The organism is Pseudoalteromonas sp. McH1-7, from assembly GCF_013366255.1.
In the GTDB taxonomy this organism is placed as follows: Bacteria; Pseudomonadota; Gammaproteobacteria; order Enterobacterales; family Alteromonadaceae; genus Pseudoalteromonas; species Pseudoalteromonas peptidolytica.
The window spans coordinates 71,928-94,672 of record NZ_JABWPQ010000023.1; the positions used below are offsets into that span (position 1 = coordinate 71,928).

The 22,745-nt window shown below is 42.2% G+C and carries 18 protein-coding genes; 6 read left to right on the forward strand and 12 right to left on the reverse strand.

Annotated features, from left to right (window positions below):
- Entirely contained in the window at window positions 1-2,064 is a 2,064-nt protein-coding gene (locus HUZ36_RS16250) for a S9 family peptidase (RefSeq protein WP_176033410.1), read from the forward strand.
- Window positions 2,065-2,187: 123 nt separating this feature from the next.
- Here HUZ36_RS16250 and HUZ36_RS16255 read toward each other — a convergent pair whose 3' ends face one another.
- A complete protein-coding gene (locus HUZ36_RS16255; RefSeq protein ID WP_125250725.1) occupies window positions 2,188-2,661 on the reverse strand; it encodes a Dps family protein in 474 nt (157 codons plus the stop codon).
- Between the two features lie 372 nt (window positions 2,662-3,033).
- Here HUZ36_RS16255 and HUZ36_RS16260 point away from each other — a divergent pair, with 372 nt between their 5' ends.
- On the forward strand, window positions 3,034-3,243 hold the full coding sequence (locus tag HUZ36_RS16260) for a hypothetical protein (protein WP_125250724.1): 210 nt from the start codon (window positions 3,034-3,036) through the stop codon (window positions 3,241-3,243).
- On the opposite strand, the gene HUZ36_RS16265 is transcribed toward HUZ36_RS16260, so the two are convergent.
- Together HUZ36_RS16265 and HUZ36_RS16270 are read right to left on the reverse strand one after the other, a co-directional pair.
- Window positions 3,240-3,881: an alpha/beta fold hydrolase gene (locus HUZ36_RS16265; RefSeq protein ID WP_176033411.1), complete on the reverse strand. Its 642-nt coding sequence runs from the start codon at window positions 3,879-3,881 to the stop codon at window positions 3,240-3,242. The genes HUZ36_RS16260 and HUZ36_RS16265 overlap by 4 nt on opposite strands.
- 75 nt (window positions 3,882-3,956) lie before the next feature.
- A complete protein-coding gene (locus tag HUZ36_RS16270) occupies window positions 3,957-5,117 on the reverse strand; it encodes a porin (RefSeq protein ID WP_176033412.1) in 1,161 nt (386 codons plus the stop codon).
- An 85-nt stretch (window positions 5,118-5,202) separates the two neighbouring features.
- Here HUZ36_RS16270 and HUZ36_RS16275 point away from each other — a divergent pair, with 85 nt between their 5' ends.
- Both HUZ36_RS16275 and ylqF read left to right on the forward strand, forming a co-directional pair.
- Complete coding sequence (locus tag HUZ36_RS16275) at window positions 5,203-7,086, forward strand: methyl-accepting chemotaxis protein (protein WP_176033413.1); 1,884 nt, start codon at window positions 5,203-5,205, stop codon at window positions 7,084-7,086.
- A gap of 652 nt (window positions 7,087-7,738) precedes the next feature.
- Window positions 7,739-8,683 (forward strand): ribosome biogenesis GTPase YlqF, encoded by a 945-nt coding sequence (ylqF, locus tag HUZ36_RS16280; RefSeq protein WP_128731421.1) that lies wholly within the window; start codon window positions 7,739-7,741, stop codon window positions 8,681-8,683.
- Here ylqF and HUZ36_RS16285 read toward each other — a convergent pair.
- Window positions 8,680-10,089, reverse strand: coding sequence for a sensor domain-containing diguanylate cyclase (locus HUZ36_RS16285; protein WP_176033414.1), 1,410 nt, complete (start codon window positions 10,087-10,089; stop codon window positions 8,680-8,682). The two genes, ylqF and HUZ36_RS16285, sit on opposite strands and share 4 nt — an antisense overlap.
- A gap of 2,420 nt (window positions 10,090-12,509) precedes the next feature.
- On the opposite strand from HUZ36_RS16285, the gene fusA reads away from it, so the two are divergent.
- Together fusA and HUZ36_RS16295 are read left to right on the forward strand one after the other, a co-directional pair.
- Entirely contained in the window at window positions 12,510-14,597 is a 2,088-nt protein-coding gene (gene fusA, locus HUZ36_RS16290) for an elongation factor G (protein WP_176033415.1), read from the forward strand.
- A gap of 247 nt (window positions 14,598-14,844) precedes the next feature.
- A complete protein-coding gene (locus tag HUZ36_RS16295) occupies window positions 14,845-15,234 on the forward strand; it encodes a hypothetical protein (protein WP_176033416.1) in 390 nt (129 codons plus the stop codon).
- A gap of 283 nt (window positions 15,235-15,517) precedes the next feature.
- Here HUZ36_RS16295 and hemB read toward each other — a convergent pair whose 3' ends face one another.
- The 8 genes from hemB to ubiB all read right to left on the reverse strand — a co-directional run bounded on the left by hemB (window position 15,518) and on the right by ubiB (window position 22,744).
- The gene (hemB, locus tag HUZ36_RS16300; RefSeq protein WP_176033417.1) at window positions 15,518-16,528 is read right to left on the reverse strand and encodes a porphobilinogen synthase; all 1,011 of its coding nucleotides are present in this window, start codon (window positions 16,526-16,528) and stop codon (window positions 15,518-15,520) included.
- 1 nt (window position 16,529) lies between these two features.
- Window positions 16,530-18,359 (reverse strand): sensor domain-containing diguanylate cyclase, encoded by a 1,830-nt coding sequence (locus HUZ36_RS16305; RefSeq protein WP_128731417.1) that lies wholly within the window; start codon window positions 18,357-18,359, stop codon window positions 16,530-16,532.
- A gap of 17 nt (window positions 18,360-18,376) precedes the next feature.
- Window positions 18,377-19,153 (reverse strand): TatD family hydrolase, encoded by a 777-nt coding sequence (locus HUZ36_RS16310; protein WP_176033418.1) that lies wholly within the window; start codon window positions 19,151-19,153, stop codon window positions 18,377-18,379.
- Window positions 19,153-19,665, reverse strand: a complete 513-nt coding sequence (locus tag HUZ36_RS16315) for a hypothetical protein (RefSeq protein WP_125250713.1) — start codon at window positions 19,663-19,665, stop codon at window positions 19,153-19,155. The genes HUZ36_RS16310 and HUZ36_RS16315 overlap by 1 nt, the downstream gene beginning before the upstream one ends.
- Complete coding sequence (gene tatC / locus HUZ36_RS16320) at window positions 19,662-20,405, reverse strand: twin-arginine translocase subunit TatC (RefSeq protein ID WP_125250712.1); 744 nt, start codon at window positions 20,403-20,405, stop codon at window positions 19,662-19,664. Before tatC ends, HUZ36_RS16315 begins: the two co-directional genes overlap by 4 nt.
- Before the next feature lie 111 nt (window positions 20,406-20,516).
- Complete coding sequence (gene tatB, locus HUZ36_RS16325; protein WP_125250711.1) at window positions 20,517-20,825, reverse strand: Sec-independent protein translocase protein TatB; 309 nt, start codon at window positions 20,823-20,825, stop codon at window positions 20,517-20,519.
- Window positions 20,826-20,830: 5 nt separating this feature from the next.
- On the reverse strand, window positions 20,831-21,079 hold the full coding sequence (gene tatA, locus HUZ36_RS16330; protein WP_125250710.1) for a Sec-independent protein translocase subunit TatA: 249 nt from the start codon (window positions 21,077-21,079) through the stop codon (window positions 20,831-20,833).
- A gap of 60 nt (window positions 21,080-21,139) precedes the next feature.
- Window positions 21,140-22,744 carry a ubiquinone biosynthesis regulatory protein kinase UbiB gene (ubiB, locus tag HUZ36_RS16335; protein WP_176033419.1) on the reverse strand — a complete coding sequence of 535 codons (1,605 nt, stop codon included), beginning with the start codon at window positions 22,742-22,744 and terminating at the stop codon, window positions 21,140-21,142.
- Window position 22,745: the final 1 nt, after the last annotated feature.

Sequence of the window (22,745 nt, forward strand, 5' to 3'; positions counted from 1 at the left end):
ATGGATAAAACACAACCTCTAGCCAAAAAGTTACCAAAATCTTTGCTACATCATGATCATGAACGTATCGATAACTACTATTGGATGCGGGATGATGAGCGTAAAAATGACGAAGTGTTGGCGCATTTAAATGCGGAAAATGCCCACTGTGATGCACTAATGGCACCGCACCAAACATTACAGTCACAGCTATTTGAAGAAATGAAAGGACGTATAGTAAAAGATGATAGCTCAGTGCCCTCAAAAGATGGCAGTTACTGGTATGTCAGTGAAGTGAATGGTGATGAGGAATATGCCAAGCACTATCGCGCGTCGCAAGAAGATCTGTCAGACAAAACCTTATTGCTTGATGTCAACCAACTAGCGCAAGGCAACGAGTTTTATGATGTCGGAGATATTACCGTAAGCCCACATGAACAGCTGCTAGCCTATAGTGAAGACACTGATGGTCGCCGCATCTATACAATTAAGTTTTTGGATCTTACTACCAATACACTACTTCCTGATGTACTGCATAACACAGAAGGTCAGGTAGTATGGGCTAACGATAATAAGACACTGTTTTACGTTAGAAAAGATGAGCAAACATTACTGGGATTCCAAGTATATCGTCACGTACTGGGCACACCGCAAAGCGATGATATTTTAGTATTTGAAGAGCAAGACCGCCAATTTTATATGGGGCTAGGTAAAAGCCGAGATGACAGTGCGATCTTCATTTATCTTGCTGCTACAGAAACCAGCGATCAGCTTATATTAGACGCGAATGACCCAATGGGAGAGTTTAAAACGCTACTCCCAAGAGTGGAGGGTCATGAGTATGGCCTTGAAAAGATGGGAGAGTTTTATTATATCCTGACAAATAAAGCGGCTAAAAACTTTCGCTTAATGCGTGCCACCGAGCAAACTATCGTTGATATTGAGCAGTGGGAAGAGGTGGTAGCACATCGAGAGCATGTCTTATTAGAGGGACTGGAGTTATTTAATAGCCACTTTGTTCTGACCGAGCGCGAGCAAGGGCAAATTCGCTTTGTTGTACATGACTATCAGGGGCAGAGTTATCATCTTAGCTTTGATGATGCTTGTTATTACGCAACGATTGGAAGTAACCCTGAACCCAGTGCAACCAGCGTTCGTATCCATTACTCAAGCATGACAACGCCTAGCTCTGTGTATGATTGCAACCTAACAAGCGGTAAAAAAACATTAAAAAAACAACAACAGGTGCTAGGTGATTTTAAACCAGAGTATTATCACTCTGAGCGCCTACATATTACTGCTAGAGATGGTGTAAAAGTCCCGGTATCCTTGGTTTATCGTAAAGATAAGTTTCAACAAGATGGCAGTAACCCTTTGCTGCAATATGGCTACGGTTCTTATGGGATCACGATAGACCCGAACTTTTCAAGTCAGATTTTAAGTTTGTTAGACAGAGGTTTTGTTTATGCGATTGCACATATACGTGGCTCTGAAATGCTAGGTCGCCAGTGGTATGAGCAAGGCAAAAAAGCGCATAAACAAAATACCTTCAACGACTTTATTGACGTAACTAAGGCATTGGTTGAGCAAGGTTATGGTGATAAAGACAAGGTATTTGCATCGGGTGGTAGCGCTGGTGGTTTATTGATGGGGGCAATTGCAAATCAAGCGCCAGAACTCTATCTCGGCTTAGGCTGTCATGTGCCGTTTTTAGATGTGTTAACTACCATGTTGGATGAATCTATTCCCCTGACCACGAATGAATATGACGAATGGGGTAACCCGAACTTCCAAGCGGATTATCAGACGATATTGGCTTACTCACCCTATGACAACATCGAGGCAAAAGCTTATCCTCATATTCTGGTTACTACAGGCCTTCATGATTCACAAGTACAGTATTGGGAGCCGATGAAGTGGGTAGCCAAGCTTAGGGAATATAAAACGGACGGTAACTTGCTATTGTTTAAAACGGATATGGAAGCAGGGCATGGCGGAGCTTCTGGGCGATTTAAAAGCTTGCATGAACGTGCTTTAGAAATGGCATTTTTTATAAGTTTGCTGGACACACATAGCCAAGCTTAATTGCTCATATAGTATCACGGCCAAACTCGCTTTTACCCAAAGGCTAAGCGAGTTTGGTCGCAGTCAGTTATACCGCTAGGTAATGGCGTATTTAAAGAATGAATGCTCTTTCAAGCAAATGGGCTAGTTTAAATACGCTTTTAGCATCCAAACCAACTTTTCTTGCTCTTTGATATAGTCGCTCATGAGTGCTGCGGTTCCTTCGTCTTCAGCATCACCTGCTTGGGCTAAGATCTCACGCTGCATGGCGATGAGTGTTGTGTAACCTTTAAGTAGAGTCTCAAGCGCTTGTGTACCGTCGCTGATCCCTTTAGCTTCGCTAATTTTGCTGGTTTCTAAGTAATCTGAGAACGCATGTAGTGGATTTCCTTCAATCGTTAAAATACGTTCAGCAATTTCATCTACTTTTTCCAGAAGTAATGTATAGATTTCTTCGAATTTTAGGTGTAGTTCAAAGAACTCACGACCTTTGATGTTCCAATGAAAGCCTCGCGCATTCATGTATTGAATTTGATAGCTACTCAGTAGTGTATTCAAAGCAGTAACTAAAGCTTGGCTTTTGTCTTTGTCTAAACCGATAGAATTAATGTTTGTCATGCGATGCTCCTTGTTGATTTACAGTCAGTATGGCGCAACCGTGATGAATTGCCCAATGATTAAAATCAAACCATTTAATCTAAAAAATCAATCGTTATCATGAAAACACATCAAATATTAATACAAGATGACCTGTATCAGATCGTTAGCAAATAGCGAAAAAGTGACGCCACCGTTGGGGAATAAAGTTTGCCAACTTTTTCCTGAAATCGACAAGGTTGAATAAAATTTGATCCAAAACAAAACGTAAAGCCGCTAGGTCTTTTGGCGGTTTTAAAATTGATTTAGGTCAAAATATCAACGAAGTAGAAGCGCATAATCAGGTCATCAAGGCACACAAAGTAGCGTGTCTAACTACTTGAGGAAATGAGTATGAAAGGCAAAACAACATCCGAACACAAAATGGAAATCGTCGTCGTCGTTATCGCTTTAGTGGCTTTTGTAGTTGGTCTGGTTGGTCACTTGGCAGGTGCAAGTATTGCGAATTCTGATACCTTTGGTTACATCGCTGCGCCGGTTCCATTAGTCGTTGGGTTGATTGCATTTATTGCATATAAAGTGGCAGCAAGCGCAGAGCACTAGGGGGTTTTCAATAAATCGCATATATAATCCATGACTGCGCGAGAATAAATTAGGCTGGTGTGGCTGAGGTGAAATACTTTATGTTCAGCCATACCATTGAGTTTAGTTTCTTCTAGCAGCACAGTGCCGTCTGATTGACTGCCTTTTTGTAGCAATGGCATTAGCCCGATGGGCAAGTCTCCGGCAATACTGTAAAGCTTGGCGTTAAATGGCCAATCTTGGTTACGAGACAACAAAAACTCCACACTGTTTTTTAACAGTAACTCTAGGCCTTTGTCGTGCATATGTTTGGCAATGGCACTACCCTTGTGTGGTGTCCCCAACGTCACCACTTTTTTTACCTGTGTACTTGCCACTGAATTGCGCTCTAAATAAGCACGCGCGACCAAGCCTCCCATCGAGTGACAAACTAACGCAGCTGGGTGGTTACCAATAAAGTCGTCTATCGCCTTGCAAATCTTGTCGAGATTGGGGGTTAAGGTGTTGTAACTCAAGTTTAAGATACGATAGCCAGATCTTTCCAAACGTGCGCTAAGGGGCTTCATTACAAAGCCTGACATATACAATCCGTGTAACACAACAACACATTGTATTTGTTGTGTTACGACGTTTTCTAAAGGAATGGGAGAGTGACGCATGTTGCTCCTGAGAACGTGAATACCCCGAGGTTTGGCTTAAGTGTATCACTCTCACTTGAATACTTGATGACTTGGTTATTCAAATTGCCACTCTTGTTTGTAATCATACCGAAAGCCAATAGAGATTGAATCCATATCTTCTTGATTATCATAAGACTTATTCAAATATTCAAGGTGAACTCTGAGTGGTGCTGTGGGAAGCCACTCCAATGTGATGTTGTAACCGTCAAAACTTTGATTGAGCGGATCGAATTGGTAGTAACCATCATCAAAATTAAAGTAACCAGTTTTTAGCTTGTAATGCTTTGATAGTTGATACGCTAAGGAAACATCAAAGGTATGCCCTTGCCTTGAAGCAAGAGAACTATTGCGCTCATACTCTTTATCTTGATAAGCCACTGCAGCGTATAAATCAGGCGTGAATTGATAAGCAAGTGCACCAGACCACAACCGGTTTTCACCGATATGCAGTTCGTTGTCATATACATCATTATGCTGATAGGTAATAGCAGCATGTAGCCCTGCTTGGTCGTAACTTAATCCGGTATTAAATAAGTCGCTTTGGTTGTCGCCCTTGTCGCCGTTAAATTGCCCTGCCGCAATGAACGTCACTGGGCCAAAGTGATAGCGATAGGTTACAAGGTTGTCGACGAAAAAAATACTCTCAGGGTCGTAGGCAAAGGGACTGCTTGCGTGATTAAAAATATCAACATACTCAGCGATAAATAAATACTGCGCAGGTCGTTGTTTACCAATTCCAAAGCGTCCAAATGGCGTACCCAATGCGGTATAGGCACGTCTAGATTTACCGAAGTTTCCTTCATTTGCCAGATCTATTCCCCATTCACCATGAAGCTCAGCTTGCCAGCCAGGCATAAATTCATGGGTGACCTTAACCCCTGCGTGAGACAGTGCGTCGCGAACATCCCAATTGCTCTCGTCATTTTCATTAAGCAACCCAAATGTTGGTCTTATTGTGGCGTAGGTACGGAGTGTGGTTTTTGGCAAAGTCGTAGTCGCTTGGGAAGACTGTTGTGCCGGAGGTGGCTTTACTGCAGGTTCGGGCGGAGTAACTTTTTTTTGTATCATAAACCGTGCTTTCAAATCAGCAAGCTGGCGCTCTAAGTTTTGAATATCGGCCATAGTGACGGGTTGCTCAGAAGCCTGTAATTTTGTCGGAGTCAACAAACAAGCAATACTTATTAGTGCGGTTGAGGTTGCTAAAGTAAAATTCATCGTTTTTACATCTCTCAGTTGCTAATAACCGAATTATAGACAACACTTTCGATATTCGAGTACTTTTTATTCAGGTTGTTGAAATATGAAGATCCGGACTAAGTTTTCTGTGGCTTCCGCCGTTGTGATCTTGTTAATAATATCTGTAACGACCCTCTCTACTTATTGGTTTGTCAGTGAATCAGTAAAAGCTAAAACGCATGCTTACGTAACTGACAGTACGAAACTGTTGGCAATTAGTATTGAAAACTGGCTCGCGGGCAAAGCTAACCAGATTAATGTGGTAAAGAGCCAAATAGAACAAAATTTTAGTGAAGAGCACTTCCAGCAAGCCTTGAACACCCCCGTATTCAAAAGCGAATTTTTACTTGCTTTTGGGACGTTAGCAACCGAAGAGGGATTAAGGTCTAACAATCCTGCGCGCAAAAACCCTCCAGGCGTTGACTTCAGAGAACGCGCTTGGTATCAGCTGGGTAAAAACCAAAATAAAACAGTCTACACCAGCCCTTACACTGACGCGGCAACGGGAGAGCTGTTGCTGTCTGTGGTATCGCCCATCATGGCTGCCGGCCGCTTCAAAGGAGTGATAGGTGGAGATCTAAGTCTTAAAACGATTGCAAGTAGTGTCAATCTGGTGAACTTTGACGACACTGGGTATGCCTTTTTGGTTGATCGTGCAGGTCGAGTAATTTCACATCATGATGTTGATTTTAATGGGAAAAAGATGGAGCAGGTGTATTCAAACTTGCGTCTATCCGGCGTCGGTGAGTTGCAAGAAGTGGATACAAAAGATGGTAGCCGGCTTTTTTATTTACATCCATTAGATAATACCTACGGAACAGATTGGTATCTTGCGGTACTTATCGACAAAGCAAAAGCATATAAAACATTAACGGAAATTACTCTGAACTCATTGATTATTGCTGTTTTGGCAGTATTTATTGGTGTGGTATGCGTTAGAACACTGGCAATACATCTACTGAAGCCACTTCATGATTTAGAAACCGCAATCACTGGTATGGCAAGTGGGGGAGGCGATTTAACCCAGCGCTTGAGAATAGTTAATGAAGACGAATGTGGTGTGGTAGCACAGCAGTTTAATGTGTTTTTAGGTTTTTTACATGGGTTAGTGGGCCGGGTCAAAGAACGTGCTGATGATGTTGTACTAAGTAGCGATGCAGCAAAAGAGCTGGCGACACATTCATCGAGTCGGCTGGATAAACAAGTGAGCCTAATTGAAAATCTAGCAACAGCAATGAACGAAATGAGCACTACTTCAACGGAGATAGCAGGTAATGCACAACAGGCAGCAAGTTCTATTACTTCGGTTAATGAAAAGACTTCTGAGGGTCGAGAGATTTTCTTCCAAGCTCGCGGTCAAATTAATACGCTAGCAGATGATATCACTGCATCTTATGAGCTCAGTACTCAACTTGCTGAGTATAGCCAGAGTATTGAAAATATTTTGTCAGTTATCAACGGGATCGCAGAGCAGACTAATTTGCTGGCATTAAATGCTGCAATTGAGGCTGCACGGGCAGGTGAGCAAGGGCGAGGGTTTGCGGTAGTCGCAGATGAGGTACGCTCTTTAGCATCAAAGACTCAGGAATCAACGACTGAAATTAAGTCGATGATAGATCAAATCCAAGTGTCATCAACACAAGTGCAGCAGTCAATGGGTAGTAGTCGTGATAAAACTCAGCAATGTGTGTCGCAAACAGAGCAAGCCACGCACATGCTGGAAGAAATCTCAGAAGCCGTGAAAGAATTGATGGATCGTAATATTCAAATCGCCACCGCCATTGAAGAGCAAAGCGTAGTGATAGAAGAAATAAATAAAAACACAATACATATCAACGATATTAGTGTTGAAGTTGGTAGCTTTGCAGACAAGCAGTACAGCGCCAGCGAAGAGCTTGCTAAAAATGCCCATGAGCAAGAAACGTTACTGTCGAAGTTCACGTTGTGATTTTATCATTACAACATAGCGTAAAGCGTTTGTAAGTCGATCATCCCTACGATGCTTGAGTTTTTCTTACTTGGTCAATCGGTAAAAAAGGTCGCCGACTCGAACGCAATGTGTCTAGCTGGTAGGAGGCTTTGGTTTCTTGCATGGGAGTCGTGTTCGAAGAGCAAATAATCATCGTGAGTATTAATCTCCAGACAACCGCCCAAGGTAGATAAATAAGCGCTTCATAATTATCGTATATAAAACTAACATGCTTAAAACCTGCACTATAGCGCGATATATGTTCAATTAGTGCTAGGGAGCATATAATGAATGTATATAATTACACCCAGTGAAATAATCCATCAAAGCTAGTGAGCTTTACTTTAGTTTAGTTGCACTCGCGTCTTCGTAATTACCATTTTTTGATAAACACTTTTGGTATACATCACGAGTTATACAGAATTAACTCGTCATTACCCCAATTCTTCTACTTTATAGTAGAATAGGAGCTTTAGTGATGAGGTACTGCTGCTGTATTAAAAGCGTTTAGTACCCTATGTTGATCCGAAGTGCTGCGGCTGTCAGATGCAAATAGCACATCAAGGCAGTGAGTTGAGCGCAACGTATTCAATATATGAGCTTTTAAAGTTAATTAATACAGGTGGTTAAAATGGCAATACAGTGGTTCCCAGGACATATGAATAAAGCGCGCAATGAGATCAAAGAAATCATGCCGCAGATGGACGTCATTATTGAAGTGCTGGATGCCCGTATTCCATATAGCAGTGAAAACCCGATGGTGAGCCAGTTACGTGGTGATAAGCCTGTTATCAAAATCATGAATAAAGCAGATCTGGCCGACCCTGAATTAACCAAGCAGTGGATGGAGTACTTTGAGCGTGAGAGTGGCGTAAAAGCGCTGGCGTTTGGTCATGACAAGGCGAATGAAGTGCAGCGCATTAATGCGCTTTGCAAAAAGCTTGCGCCCCATAAAGTCGGTCAAGACAAGCAGCTAAAAGCGATGATAATGGGTATTCCAAATGTGGGTAAGTCAACGCTTATCAATACCCTTGCCGGTCGAATTGTTGCAAAAACGGGTAATGAACCTGCAGTAACCAAAGCGCAACAGCGAATTAAACTTGAAGACGGTATTATGCTGTACGATACGCCTGGGATGCTATGGCCAAAAGTGGAAAATGAAAATTCAGGCTATCGTCTGGCAGCGACAGGCGCTATTCGTGATACCGCGATTAATTATGAAGAGGTGGCAAGTTACACTGCTGAGTACTTATTAACTGCATACCCTGAGCTATTGAAGCTGCGCTACAAACTAGATGAATTGCCTGATTGTGATTGGACATTTATCGAGATGGCGGGTCGTAAGCGAGGCTGTGTTAAGGGCGGAAATCAGGTAGATACTCACAAAATGTCAGAGATCCTCATTAATGAGTTGCGCGATGCCGTTATCGGCAGGATCACCATGGAAACACCAGAAATGCGTGAGTCAGAAGAACAAATGGTCGCTGAATTGAGAGCTCAAGCAGAGGCCAAAAAGGCTGCTCGCGAAGAAGAGAAGCGTCAGCGCCGCGCGAGGGCTCGAAAAAATCGCCGCTAAGCGGCGAATTTGGTTTGATTTCGACCTTGCTTAGCTTGATAAAGCGCGGCATCAGCGCGCTTTATAAAACCATCTTCCGATTCATCAATGTGATATTGTGCAACGCCAATACTGACAGTGACTTTTACCTCACACTCAGCTCTCTCCAGAGCGATATGAATTTTCTCAGCTACCGCAATTCCTTCATCTAACGTCGTTTTTGGCAGCAAAACCATAAACTCTTCACCACCCCAGCGACACAATAAGCCGTTGTTTTCTATTTGGCGTTTACACGCTGTTGCGAAACATTGCAGTACTCTATCACCGACAACATGACCATGCTGGTCGTTAACTTGCTTAAAATGGTCAATATCCATCATCAGCATAACAACGGGGGTTGATTGGTTTCTGGATTTCGCAAGGTGATGCTGTAGCTGTGGCTCGAAAGCTTGGCGATTAAAGGTGTCTGTGAGTTTGTCGTATTTAGCCATTTTCTCTAAGCGCTTTTGGTAATGGTTAAATGTTAAGTGTGCAACGACCAGTATAAATATCGTAACAAAACTACCGACCCATAAATTCGTAGTAAGAATGTCATCTATACCGTTGGACTTATCAACTTTCTGCTCAACAATTAAATGCCATCCAATAGAATCCAAGTAACGCGAATGGACAAATTTTGTATGGCTTTGCGACTCAATGATAAATTGATATTCAGATTGTTTAAGTAATGTTGTTGCTTGTGATGGGAAATGGTCATGAATGGTGGTGCCAGACAACACAGTATCATTAAAAAATAGTACTCTACCTTTATGATCGATAAAGTAGAACTTACGCTCATAAGTATTTTCATACTGCGTGATTAAGTGATGTAAATCAGCCAACAACACACCCACTCCGACAATACCTAGCACCTCATCGTCAAGTTCTATTTTGTGATTAACGTAGACGATAGCTTCACTATTATCCCTTGGGTCAATGTCTACATTGAGAGAATAGGGGGAGTCACTGTGAAGACTCTCGCGGTACCAGTCATTTTGTTTTTCACGAATATCTAATTGCTCTGTTGAGCCATTCGCATGATAGTAAGTAAGGCGTTTATCATCGACTAAAAAACTGGTTCTGGCTTGGTGCAGTGCGCGGGTGTCAGCAAGGTAAGTGAAGATGAGATCTGAGTTACGTCGCTCAGATTGCAGCCACTGTCTAATAAATACATTGTTCGCCATTTGCTGAGATACAATGATTGGTGCTTGCAAACGTTTTTGTAAATCTAAATCGACGAGGTGACTGGTAAGTGGTAGAGCGTCATCGCTAATCCCGTGATAAAGAGACTGTTTTGCATGCTCAATACTGATCCAGCTTGTAAAGATGAAGCCTACCAACAGTAGCAAACTTAACAACATATTGTAACGATAGCGTCTCGCGTTCATATTATTGTTATTTTTGGAAAAGTAGCATGATACGAGTTTGGCTAACAGAAAGCGATTACACGCTATTACAGCTTAATTTGAAGTCGAGGGATTAAGCGTGAGTGAGAAATAAAAAAGCCCTGAGCAGGGCTTTTTAAGTTCATATCTACCGTCACCGATATGAGCAATGTAGCAAGTAATGGTTGCCAGTGACACACATCAAGGGGCGTTGTAGCGCATCACCGACAACACGATTCAGGGTCGAATCAGCAAGAGTATGAGCTCTTGTTGAGATTGATTATCAATTAGATTTACTCAAACGTCAATATCTTTTTGCAAATAATTCTCATTATCGATTTTTTGGGGGAGTGAGTGACAAACCTGAGGTTCGGATAAGGCATCCTCTTATATTAATCAGTCTTGATATTTGCTCATTTTGAAGACGTAAATCTGACGCTAACTGTGCTAAAAGTTTTTTATTTATGACAACTAAATAGCAAAATTTTTGCCTTGCTTAAAAGTGAACTTAACCCAGCTAGCGCTGCTATACAGGTATTAATTATCTGCGGATTAGGTTAGCTAGAGTGAAGGGTTATAATATCTTGGATTTAGGGCATAAAAAAAGCCCTGAGCAGGGCTTTTTAAGTTCATATCTACCGTCACCGATATGAGCAATGTAGCAAGTAAATTGTGAGAATGGACTTAGTCAGCTTTAGGGGCGACCGAGTTAAGTTCATTCAAGCCATTAACGTTGGCAATCCGTGTTTCAGGGTCGAGAAACAAACTAGAGTACTATTGCCAAATTAGGAGTACATCGGGTGGATGGTTAATTGATACCATCAACACATCTAACTAAGTTGGCTAAACAACACGCTTCCGTCTTGTTGATATTGATTATCAGTTAGATTTGGTGGTGAGTCAATAGTTTTTTGAAAATAATTCTCATTAATATCTTTGTGATGTGTAGAGTGTGCATTTAATACTGTTGGGGGTCTACTACAGATGTCGTCGCTGTTTTAGGCGGTCTTTTATGTCATGACAGGTTGTTATACCAATTAGACTTAATCCTTGCTCAATTTGAAGGTGTAAATCTGACGCTAACCGCGTTAAGAATTTCGATTTAGAACAGCTAAATAGCAAAATTTTTGCCTTGCCTACATGGCGGGGAGGTACCTTGGCGAGAATTGGAGGCGGCAGCGGGTTATCGACAAGATTTTCTCGCCTCAACATAGGCTACTTAATAAAGATAATTGGTATTAGCTTACATTTAAATAGCCTTAAAATAAAAAAAGCCCTGAAAAGGGCTTTTTGATTTCATATCTACCGTCACCGATATGAGCAATGTAGCAAGTAAAAAGTGGAGTTAGCGTCTAAATACGAGGAGCAATGCAAGTGCCTGCTAACATCCTAGGTAGTTATGGTTACCAGCCATGTTTCGGGTCAAGAAACTAGTGTATTAACAAGTTGAGCCGTCACTCCCTTCTTGTTGATATTGATTATCAATTAGATCTAGGTTGCTGTCAACACTCTTTTTGAAAATAATTCTTATTTAGATCTAAGTGTATGTAAATCAATCAAATATAAACTTTTAGAGGTGTATGTTTTTTTATTGTGCCGATTTGGTTATTCTTTTTTCCTGATGTTTACTTTTGCTCTCCTATACGAGACTCAAAAACAAACCACATGCTGCTAGATATCGTTGTATTTCTGTTCAACTCCTGCATTCTTTTATGGCTATTATTAGTTGTCATTAGCGTGCGGATATAAAGTGGAGAGTGGTTATATTTTCAGACTGGCAAGTTAACTTAGGCTTTGAATAACCAATGTCTTTTTAGTGTTTCGTGCTAACAGCGTCGGAATCACTTCCAACAGCCAATAAGTTTATGTGTAAATTCACGTAACCTATCGGATACAAATTAGCCGGATATGAGAGTTGAGCTACTTTCAAAGCATTCTGGTTTAATAAGGCAATAATTGATAAAACGATAATACCAATTTTCTTAATTAAGTGGTTTATTTTGAGGCAAGAAAATCTTGTCGATAACTCCGCTACCGCCTCCTGCTATCGCTAAGGTACCTCCCCGCCATTTAGGCAAGGCAAAAATTTTGCTATTTAGCTGTTCTAAATCGAAATTCTTAACGCAGTTAGCGTCAGATTTACGCCTTCACATTGAGCAAGGATTAAGCCTAATTGGTATAAACTAGCTTATTCTTTCTCTGATCCTCAAGCTAAGCGATGTAAAACATAGGTGTCAATATGTCATGTCATCGCCAAAAATGCTGCTCTAAGAAGTGAGTACAGTTAAATCATCCTCGAAAATTTCGCATTAGAAACTTTTTCGCGAATTGATTGCATTTTAAACGACTTCAAGGATGATGTTCGCTACAAGAGGTGATATACTCCCGCCGAATAATTTTTCTACTTTAAATAGAGTAAAACAATGGCAGATTTATCGAAATACAGAAACATTGGTATTTTCGCGCACGTTGATGCGGGTAAAACTACCACCACTGAGCGTATTCTAAAGCTTACTGGTAAAATCCACAAAACTGGTGAAGTACACGACGGTGAGTCTACTACCGACTTCATGGAGCAGGAAGCTGAGCGTGGTATTACTATCCAATCAGCAGCGGTAACTTGTGAGTGGAAAGGCCACCGTTTAAACGTTATCGATACTCCTGGACACGTTGACTTCACAGTAGAAGTATACCGTTCACTTAAAGTACTTGACGGTGGTATCGGTGTATTCTGTGGTTCTGGTGGTGTTGAGCCGCAATCAGAAACTAACTGGCGTTATGCGAACGAATCAGAAGTTGCACGTGTAATCTTCGTAAACAAACTAGACCGTATGGGTGCAGACTTTTACCGTGTAGTTGGTCAGGTTGAAAAAGTACTTGGCGCTAACCCTCTAGTAATGACGCTACCAATTGGTATCGAAGACCAATTTACTGGTGTTGTTGATGTACTTGAGAAGAAAGCATACGTTTGGGATGAAACTGGTCTTCCTGAGAACTACGAAGTACAAGACGTTCCAGCAGACATGGTAGACAAAGTTGAAGAGTACCATGAGATGCTAGTTGAGTCTGCTGTTGAGCAAGATGACGACCTAATGGAAGCGTACATGGAAGGTGAAATGCCTTCTCTTGAGCAAATCAAAGCATGTATCCGTAAAGGTACTCGCGATCTTGCATTCTTCCCTACATACTGTGGTTCTGCGTTTAAGAACAAAGGTATGCAGCTAGTACTAGACGCAGTTGTTGATTACCTACCTTCTCCAACAGAAGTTGATCCACAGCCTCTAACTGATCCTGAAACAGGTGAGCCTACTGGTGACGTTGCGACAGTTGACGCAGAAGAGCCACTTAAAGCGCTTGCGTTCAAAATCATGGACGACCGTTTCGGTGCACTTACGTTCATCCGTATCTACGCTGGTCGCATGAAGAAAGGTGACACTATCCTTAACTCTGCAACTGGTAAAACAGAGCGTATCGGCCGTATGGTTGAGATGCAAGCAGACGAGCGTAACGAACTTACTGAAGCACAAGCGGGTGACATCATCGCTGTTGTAGGTATGAAGAACGTTCAAACTGGTCACACGCTATGTGATCCTAAGCACGAATGTACTCTAGAAGCGATGATCTTCCCTGATCCAGTAATCTCTATCGCCGTTGCACCTAAAGATAAAGGTGGTAACGAGAAGATGGGTATCGCTATCGGTAAGATGGTTGCAGAAGATCCGTCATTCCAAGTTGAGACTGACGAAGATTCAGGTGAAACTATCCTTAAAGGCATGGGTGAGCTTCACCTAGACATCAAGGTAGACATCCTTAAGCGTACTTACGGCGTTGAGCTAATTGTTGGTCAGCCTCAGGTTGCTTACCGTGAAACTATCACACAAGAAGTTGAAGATAGCTACACGCACAAGAAGCAGTCAGGTGGTTCTGGTCAGTTTGGTAAAATCGACTACCGTATCAAGCCAGGTGAAGTTGGTTCAGGCTTCACGTTCTCTTCTTCAGTTGTTGGTGGTAACGTTCCTAAGGAATTCTGGCCAGCAGTTGAAAAAGGCTTCAAGTCAATGATGGAAGAAGGTGTTCTAGCTGGCTTCCCAGTACTAGACGTTGAAGTCGAGCTATTCGACGGTGGTTTCCACGCAGTTGACTCATCAGCTATCGCGTTCGAAATCGCTGCTAAAGGCGCATTCCGTCAGTCTATCCCTAAAGCGGGTGCACAACTTCTTGAGCCAATCATGAAAGTTGATGTATTCACGCCAGAAGACAACGTAGGTGACGTAATTGGTGACCTTAACCGTCGTCGCGGTATGATCAAAGACCAAGAAGCTGGCGCAATGGGCGTTCGTATCAAGGGTGAAGTACCACTATCTGAAATGTTCGGATATATCGGTCACCTACGTACTATCACGTCTGGTCGTGGTCAGTTCTCTATGGAATTCTCACACTACGCTCCGTGTCCAGCAAATGTTGCTGAAGCGGTAATCGCAGCTGAGAAAGAGAAAAAAGCAGCTAAGTAATAAATTACTTATTCTGTCAGAAAAGGCCGCCTTCTGCGGCCTTTTTTATTTATTAAATTCAATAGGTTAAACTAGGAATATTCCCTCTACAACTCGTCACTTTTAATTCATATTTTATTAATTCTAAAGTTCTTGCTTTAGGAACATTGCCACTTTATCATTACGGTTTGTCGAATAAACATAGCCCCATAATGGCATTGACATTGTCTGTGGGAATGTTTGGTTGGGTAAATAAAGGAGATACTCAATGAGAACCATAGATTTGGAAATTAACTGGCTTTTTTACGTAATTTCATTATCACTGATATGGCTAGGTCACGTAGTCTTTTCAACATTTAGCATTCCTGCATCAATGCTTCAAATTGTTACCATGTTACTATTACTGTCTGTGCTAACAACACTTGCCTTCTCACTAACGGGAAAGCGCTTTTTACATATTGACAAAGTAGGTGTTAGTTATAGCTGCTTTGGTAAAACACACTATATCCATGCTGAGCATATCAAGTCTATTAAATTACGCTCTTTTGGAGTGTTGAGCATCCCTGAAGTTTACCTAGATAACGGTACTGTTAAACGCTTTTTAAGCTGGAAGATGACCCGCGAAGAGCTGAATAAAGCAGATACAATATTACACTGATAATCTACAAAGAGTGTTGCTATTCTCAACATATAAAATTACGCTAGGTAACACCACTTCAGCGTAATTCTTGCTCATCTAGAGAGTAAATCAGGTGCTACAATTGGCTACTCAGAACGGCATTCATTATCCGAAGTTCAGGTTAGCTAAGTAACCAAATCTTTGCCTTATCTATATGGACATAGGTACTTTGGCGGCAGCGATATGCTTGATAAAACTCCAAAGTTCAAAATGAGCACTTATCCAAGCTAGTTGGGATACGTGCTCACCTATTTATTGCAGATTATTTTTCGTTTAACCAAATAGCTGCTTGCTTTGCGAAGTAAGTTAAAATGCCATCTGCGCCTGCACGTTTAAATGCTAAAAGGGACTCAAGCACCACTGGTTTTTCTGCCAGCCAGCCGTTATCAATTGCAGCTTTGTGCATTGCATATTCGCCACTGACTTGGTAAGCAAATGTAGGTACTCCAAATTCATCTTTTACACGTCTAACAACATCAAGATATGGCATACCTGGTTTGACCATAACCATGTCCGCACCTTCTTGTAGGTCAAGGGCAACTTCCCTGAGTGCTTCGTCTGAATTTGCAGGATCCATTTGATAGGTTTTCTTGTCGGCACCTTTAAGATTACCAGCTGATCCAATCGCATCGCGGAAGGGGCCGTAATAACTTGAAGCATATTTAGCTGAATAAGCCATAATACGCGTATGGATAAAACCACATTCCTCAAGCGCCTCTCTTACAGCACTAATTCGGCCATCCATCATATCGGAGGGGGCAACCACATCTGCGCCGGCTTCAGCATGGGATAAGGCCTGTTTGACCAGTACTTCAATGGTCTCCTCGTTCATTACATAGCCATCGTCATCTAAAATGCCATCTTGACCGTGGACGGTGAACGGATCTAGTGCAACATCGGTAATCACACCAAGCTCTGGACATTCAGCCTTTATAGCTCTTACTGCCCGTTGCGCTATCCCTTCAGGGTTATAAGCTTCCTCTGCAAGCAGAGATTTATGTTCAGCTGGCGTCACAGGAAATAGTGCAATGGCAGGTACACCAAGCGCCACGAGTTGTTTAGCTTCTTCAACAAGTAAGTCAATTGATAAACGTTCGATACCTGGCATAGAGGGAATAGCTTCGCGCTTTGATTCTCCATCCAATACGAAAACTGGATAAATCAAGTCATTGACTGTCAGCGTGTTTTCGCTCATTAGACGTCTTGAAAAGTCATCGCGACGCATTCTGCGCATGCGAGTAAGGGGGAAAAGATCAAGTCCTGATTGAGCCACGTTAATTCTCCTGATTGGTTTGAAAAGTAATAACACGATTTCGGCCTTGCTGTTTAGCTTGATATAAGGCTTTGTCCGCATTATCAGTATAAAGTTGTGGGTTATGTGGATCTGAAACAATAGCACTATAAACACCAGCACTTGTTGTCATCGTTAGCTGATGCTCACCAATTTCAATAACAAGCTCAGCGGTTGCCATTCTTACACGTTCTGCAACTTCGCAGGCACCCGCTTCTGATGTGTTGGGTAGGAGCAAAATAAACTCTTCTCCACCATAACGGAATACTTCATCATGTGGTCGGCGTAAATGTGATTTAATCAAGTTAGCGAATTCGCAAATGGCTTGATCACCTGCTAAATGACCATATTGGTCGTTAATTTTTTTAAAGTGGTCTATATCAAAAATGATCAGACTCAGTACTGTTTGTTCTCGTCTAGAACGGCGCGCTTCCATTTGAAGGCGCTTATCAAAATAGCCGCGATTTTTTACTTTAGTTAAGGGATCTTCCATGTTCATACGCTCAAGTTCGCGATTTTTATCTTCGAGTTCGCGTAACGTGACCTGAAGCTCAAAAGTGCGTGATTCAATACTGGACTCCAAATCATATTGTGCTTGTTCTTGTAGTTTTAGTTTTTCTTTTAGTAGTGCATCTTCAGCTTGCGTGTGTGCGAGGCGGCGCTGCTGGCTGGCGAGTTTTTCATCTCTTTGATGAATGTATAGATGAACCACAAGGTAGCAAAGTAGTGTTGTTTCAAGGGTAAAAATACCGAAGTAGCCAACATGATGTAAGAAACTGCCTGACTGAATGCCAACTTCCACCGTGAGTGGGTAGCTAACCAAAATAAAGTGGCACAAGAGCACTGCAAGTAGCGCATTTCGGCGTGGATGAGTAAGGCGCGCAACACTATAAGTAAGTAGGATTGTGATTATTAAGCTGACACTCAACGCCAGCAGAATTGAAAATGAAACAGGTAGCGTAATTATGCCGATAAACAACAATACAACCACAAGCTTCACCCAGCTATCTGAAAGCGTTGGATGAGATAGCAGCTGTTTTCCCGAACAGAAATGCAGTTGAGGTAATAGTAATAGGCTTAGTGACAGAGTCATTATGCCTTGACCGTATTGCTGGAACCATTGCCAAGAAGAATAAAAATATCGATATCCAAACCCATAAAGGTGGGCATTAAGCAGCCATACTAGCGAAGTAAATACAGTGGCGTATAAGAAGTAACGCTTTCTGGTCACGTTATACAAAGTAACATTGGTTAATGCTAGTGCTAAGATGAAGCCTGCTAGAATACCAAAAATTAAATTAAATTTACTTTTGTGTTTGAGATACGCGTTGGGCTCCCAAATTGTGATTGGCGCATTTATCACTCCTTCATCACTGAGCTGTAGATATAATTGACTCTGTGTTTGCGGCTGTAATTCTAGTGGTACAATCAATGCCTCGTATTTTAAGGGACGCTTTATTAAGGGCAGCGCATCGCCACTGTCTACAGTTAAAATAGGGTGGTTTGGCCTGACGTGATAAGCGGTTACAGCATCTAATAGATTATTGTTAATGCTCACCAGTATTGGCTTCACAGCGCTGCTTGCATTATGCAGCTCTATCTTAAGCCAAAGGTACTTTTTATTAGGTCTAAGTCCTGTTGGCAGGCGGGCGCTTTGGTGCCACTCTACTGGCTCTGAGAGCAGCTCATTTAATGATGCGTATTTACTCAGCGTATAATCTAGTTTGACTCGATGTTCGGCATCAAACGATTCAGATATCGTCACCGCAGAGCACGCAATAAAACTTGATAACAATAAGAGTAAAGACAGCATCAGGCGTAGCAATGGTTTTACCTCACAAACAGTTGTTTAAAGTTTTGAGTCGTGGCCTGCATTATAGTTTGCGCTGAACACTGTTTAAGATGTGCGATTTGGTCAGCCACATAGGATAGAAACATCGGCTCATTACGCCGCGACTTGGGCTTTGGTGTAATGGTTCTCGGAAGTAAATAGGGAGCATCCGTTTCTATCAATAGCCTATCTAGAGGAATATATTGTAGTAACTGTTGCAGGTCTTGGCCTCTTCTTTCATCACAGATCCAGCCTGTAATACCAATCATTAGTCCATAATCTAGATAGTTTTTCAGCGCGGTTTTATCACCGGTAAAACAGTGTAATACACCTTCAACCTTAACTTCGTTGAGCAGTGGCATCAACGCTGAGTGGGCCTCTCTTTCATGCAGATAAACGGGAAAGTTGGCCGCCTGTGCAAGGTGCAGTTGTGTTAAGCATACTGACTGCTGGATTGGTCTGGGTGAAAAGTCGCGATTAAAATCAAGACCACACTCACCAACGGCCACAACATGATTACTACTGGTTAATAACGCACTCAGTTCATCGTAGAGGCTATCTGGTGCATGTCTGGCATCATGAGGGTGTACGCCCACCGTACAAAACAGTTGGTGTTTTTCGGCAAGTTCTATACTTTCTTTACTACTTTGCAGGTCGCAACCAATAGCCAGCATAGAACTTACCCCAGCACTTTTAGCTCTGGCGATCACGGACGGTAGATCGGCCGAAAATTGTGAGCTGGTTAAATTAACTCCAGCATCAATCATGGTGCTCATTAATTAACTCGTTTGACGCGCGTAGTGCGATTAAGCCCCGCTTTTTTCATTAAGAAAGAACCAAAAGATGCGCGCTCAATGATTACTGTGTCACCAGCATCGACAAAGAAAGTTTCTGATTTTACTTGTTTCCACACTTGGCCATTGTCTAATGTGAATACCATTCTATTTCTCGCTTTTTCGGTAATTTCAGTGACTTTGGCTGTGATCTCTTCAATGTCCTCGCTGGCGGCTTTGACGCGGCGCTCTAAGCCAAAACCTTCCTCTACTGATTGTGGTGTAGGCGCTGTATTAGCCAGAGACTCAACTTGCTTTTGCACAGTAGGCTGCACCGATGTTTTAGCAACTTGTGGCTTGCTAATGGGCTTATTCGCGATCACGTTGTCGTAGCACATCAGGCGGTTGAAATCATTTTCAATTAAGGTACACGCTTTTAGTGCTTGAGTATTTATTGTTTCAGCGGCACACAATGAAGAAAATCCCATTGCAAACAGCATCATGGTTTTTTTCATTCTTCTGACTCCTGTTGTTGTGGTTTGGTGCTGTAAAATCTAGCTAAAATCAATCCGACCTCAAACAATAGTAACATGGGTAATGCTAACAAAGTTTGAGATAGAACATCTGGGGGGGTTAAAAACATGGCGATAACGAAGGCGCCCACGACCACATAGGGTCGCTTTGCTTTTAGGCTCGCGGTTGTTGTCATACCACTCCAGCAAATAAGCATAATGGCTACTGGAATTTCAAAGGCGATCCCAAAAGCAAAAAATAGCTTAAGAATAAACCCCAAATAGCTGCTAATATCCGGTGATAGCGTCATCATCTCAGGGCCTACGCTAGTAAAAAAGCCTAGAATGATAGGCATGACGACGAAGTAGCAAAATGCGATACCACCATAAAAAAGTAGCACGCTAGATAGCAAAATAGGGATCAGCATACGCTTTTCGTGCTGGTACAAGCCCGGTGCAATAAACCCCCATATTTGGTGCAAAATAAATGGCACTGCAGCAAATAAAGAAACAAATAATGTTAGCTTAAATGGCGCAAAGAAAGGTGCAGTTACATCGGTGGCAATCATGGTAGTGTTGCTTGGTAAACTCTCCACCAGTGGAGCGGCAACAAAGGCATAAATGTCATTGGCAAAGTACACCAATGCGACAAAAATAATAAAAACGCTCATTAGCGCTTTCATTAAGCGGTTTCGTAGCTCAACTAAATGGGCGATAAATCCACTTTGGGCTGATTCTGTCATGTAGCTTGACTCGTAAGAAGTAAAATGCAAATTAGACTAGCTGATGGACGAAACTTGGGCCGCGGTAGCCCAAGCTTTGCAATGACTCAACTACTCAATAGTAAGATTGAATTAGTTTTTATTGTTGTTGTCAGTTGGTTTAAAAGAGTGCTTAACTGATTCAGCAGCATCTCGTAACTCTTGAACGGACTGTTTGAGCTCGGGGGCTAAGTCTTGCATTCCCATTTGTTCCGCTTTTTTTAAATTATTATGTAGCTCGTGCACTCTAAGCTCTTCGCTCACCTCAGCTTTTACTGAGTTGGTGAAAGATTTCACAGTTTTGATCCACCTAGCTACAGTGCGGATTGCGACAGGAAGACGTTCAGGGCCAAGTACTATCAGACCAACGATAAGTACAACCACTAACTCCCACATACCCATTTCAATTACACCTTATTCTTTTCTTTCTCTGAGGCAGGCTGTGCTTGTTGAGTTGTTGTGTTATTTAGTTTTTCGGGTTCAGCCTCTGGTTTAGACTCTGTCGCTGAATCTTCATCAGAGACGGCCTTTTTAAACCCCTTTATTGCGCCGCCTAAATCACTGCCGATACCACGCAGCTTTTTAGTTCCAAATAACAAAACAATGATGGCTAAAATAATAAGTAATTGCCAAATACTAATCCCACCGAATCCCATACTAACTCCATTGATACTTACAGCTTAAGAATAATGATTATACGCCTAGCGAGCAAAAAATCACCCTGTTTTACGCCAAGCGGTAACAAATACTAACAAGGCGATTATTGCCACAATAGCACTTGCTAAATACTTATCGGATATATAACTCAGTCCTGATACCACTGTTAGGCTACTTGCCACTAAACCTAATAATAGCGGTTTAGTTGCAGTATCAGCTGTTTTTGTGACAACTTGAGGTGGCCTGCGCTTGAGACTTTGATAAATTAAATCAGGTAGTTCTGGCATTTTTTCTGCCCAAAACGGCAGATTGGCGTAGAGTTTCTTCGCTACTGCTAATGGACCAACCTGTTCCTGAACCCAGTTTTCTAAGAAGGGTTTGGCAGTCTTCCATAAGTCAAGCTGGGGGTAAAGTTGACGTCCAAGGCCTTCGACGTAAAGCAACGTTTTTTGTAGTAATACTAGCTGTGGTTGTACTTCCATATTAAAGCGTCTAGCAGTATTAAATAAGTTCACCAGTACATGACCAAAGGAGATCTCCGCAAGTGGCTTATTAAAGATAGGCTCGCAAACAGTGCGAATGGCAAATTCAAACTCTTCCACACAGGTGTCTGCGGGTACCCAGCCTGAATCTACATGGAGCTGTGCAACTTGGCGGTAATCACGGTTAAAAAAAGCGATAAAGTTTTCGGCTAAATAACGCTTATCTTCACGATTTAACGTACCAACAATCCCGCAATCAATGCCAATATATTTTGGATTGTGTGGGTTTTCGCGAGAGACAAATATGTTCCCTGGGTGCATGTCTGCGTGAAAAAAACTGTCTCGGAATACCTGAGTGAAAAAGACCTCGACACCACGCTCTGCGAGCAGCTTCATGTTTGTACCTTGGGCAAGAAGCGCTTCGGTATCTGAAACCGCAATGCCATAGATACGTTCCATTACGAGGATATTTTTTCTTGAGTAATCGCTGTAAACTTCTGGAATGTATAAAGAATCAGAATCTTCGAAGTTACGTCTAAGCTGAATGGCGTTGGCGCCCTCACGCATTAAGTCTAACTCGTCCAGTAAGGTTTTTTTATATTCTCGTACCACCTCTACTGGACGAAGTCGTTTTCCTTCACTAAGTAAATTGACGACCACTTTGGCAAAGCGCTCCATCAGAGATAAGTCAGCGTGAATCTGTTTCTCAATGTCGGGACGAATAACCTTAATCACGACATCTTTGACGTCGCCTTGGTGATGTAACTTGGCTGCATGCACTTGTGCAATTGATGCAGAAGCGAGAGGTTGTGCTTCGAACTCTACAAAATGCTCGTGTATATCGCTGATCTCCAACGCGTCTTCAATTAGCTGTTGTGCAAGCTTCGGATCAAAAGGCTGTACTTGGTCTTGAAGGAATGCCAGCTCTTGGGCTATTTCAGGCGGCAATAAGTCGCGGCGAGTTGACAGCATTTGACCAAACTTGATCCACACCGGCCCAAGTGTCTGTAAGGCAAGGCGAAGGCGTGTCCCAATAGGTTTGTCTTTATGTTTGTTGCGCATCCAGAATAAGCTAGCTCGCGCAGCTTTGCCGTACCAAGGCTGTTTGTGTGTAGGAATTAATTCGTCTAGGCCATAATCTAAAAACGTTTTTGTGATCTGATGCAAGCGAAGGAGAGACAAG

What these genes read in the sequence shown, in the direction of transcription:
- HUZ36_RS16250 (WP_176033410.1), top strand. Translation starts at nt 1, where the DNA reads ATGGATAAAACACAACCTCTAGCCAAAAAGTTACCAAAATCTTTGCTA.
- HUZ36_RS16255 (WP_125250725.1), bottom strand. Translation starts at nt 2,661, where the DNA reads ATGACAAACATTAATTCTATCGGTTTAGACAAAGACAAAAGCCAAGCT.
- HUZ36_RS16260 (WP_125250724.1), top strand. Translation starts at nt 3,034, where the DNA reads ATGAAAGGCAAAACAACATCCGAACACAAAATGGAAATCGTCGTCGTC.
- HUZ36_RS16265 (WP_176033411.1), bottom strand. Translation starts at nt 3,881, where the DNA reads ATGCGTCACTCTCCCATTCCTTTAGAAAACGTCGTAACACAACAAATA.
- HUZ36_RS16270 (WP_176033412.1), bottom strand. Translation starts at nt 5,117, where the DNA reads ATGAATTTTACTTTAGCAACCTCAACCGCACTAATAAGTATTGCTTGT.
- HUZ36_RS16275 (WP_176033413.1), top strand. Translation starts at nt 5,203, where the DNA reads ATGAAGATCCGGACTAAGTTTTCTGTGGCTTCCGCCGTTGTGATCTTG.
- ylqF (WP_128731421.1), top strand. Translation starts at nt 7,739, where the DNA reads ATGGCAATACAGTGGTTCCCAGGACATATGAATAAAGCGCGCAATGAG.
- HUZ36_RS16285 (WP_176033414.1), bottom strand. Translation starts at nt 10,089, where the DNA reads ATGAACGCGAGACGCTATCGTTACAATATGTTGTTAAGTTTGCTACTG.
- fusA (WP_176033415.1), top strand. Translation starts at nt 12,510, where the DNA reads ATGGCAGATTTATCGAAATACAGAAACATTGGTATTTTCGCGCACGTT.
- HUZ36_RS16295 (WP_176033416.1), top strand. Translation starts at nt 14,845, where the DNA reads ATGAGAACCATAGATTTGGAAATTAACTGGCTTTTTTACGTAATTTCA.
- HUZ36_RS16305 (WP_128731417.1), bottom strand. Translation starts at nt 18,359, where the DNA reads ATGCTGTCTTTACTCTTATTGTTATCAAGTTTTATTGCGTGCTCTGCG.
- HUZ36_RS16310 (WP_176033418.1), bottom strand. Translation starts at nt 19,153, where the DNA reads ATGAGCACCATGATTGATGCTGGAGTTAATTTAACCAGCTCACAATTT.
- HUZ36_RS16315 (WP_125250713.1), bottom strand. Translation starts at nt 19,665, where the DNA reads ATGAAAAAAACCATGATGCTGTTTGCAATGGGATTTTCTTCATTGTGT.
- tatC (WP_125250712.1), bottom strand. Translation starts at nt 20,405, where the DNA reads ATGACAGAATCAGCCCAAAGTGGATTTATCGCCCATTTAGTTGAGCTA.
- tatB (WP_125250711.1), bottom strand. Translation starts at nt 20,825, where the DNA reads ATGGGTATGTGGGAGTTAGTGGTTGTACTTATCGTTGGTCTGATAGTA.
- tatA (WP_125250710.1), bottom strand. Translation starts at nt 21,079, where the DNA reads ATGGGATTCGGTGGGATTAGTATTTGGCAATTACTTATTATTTTAGCC.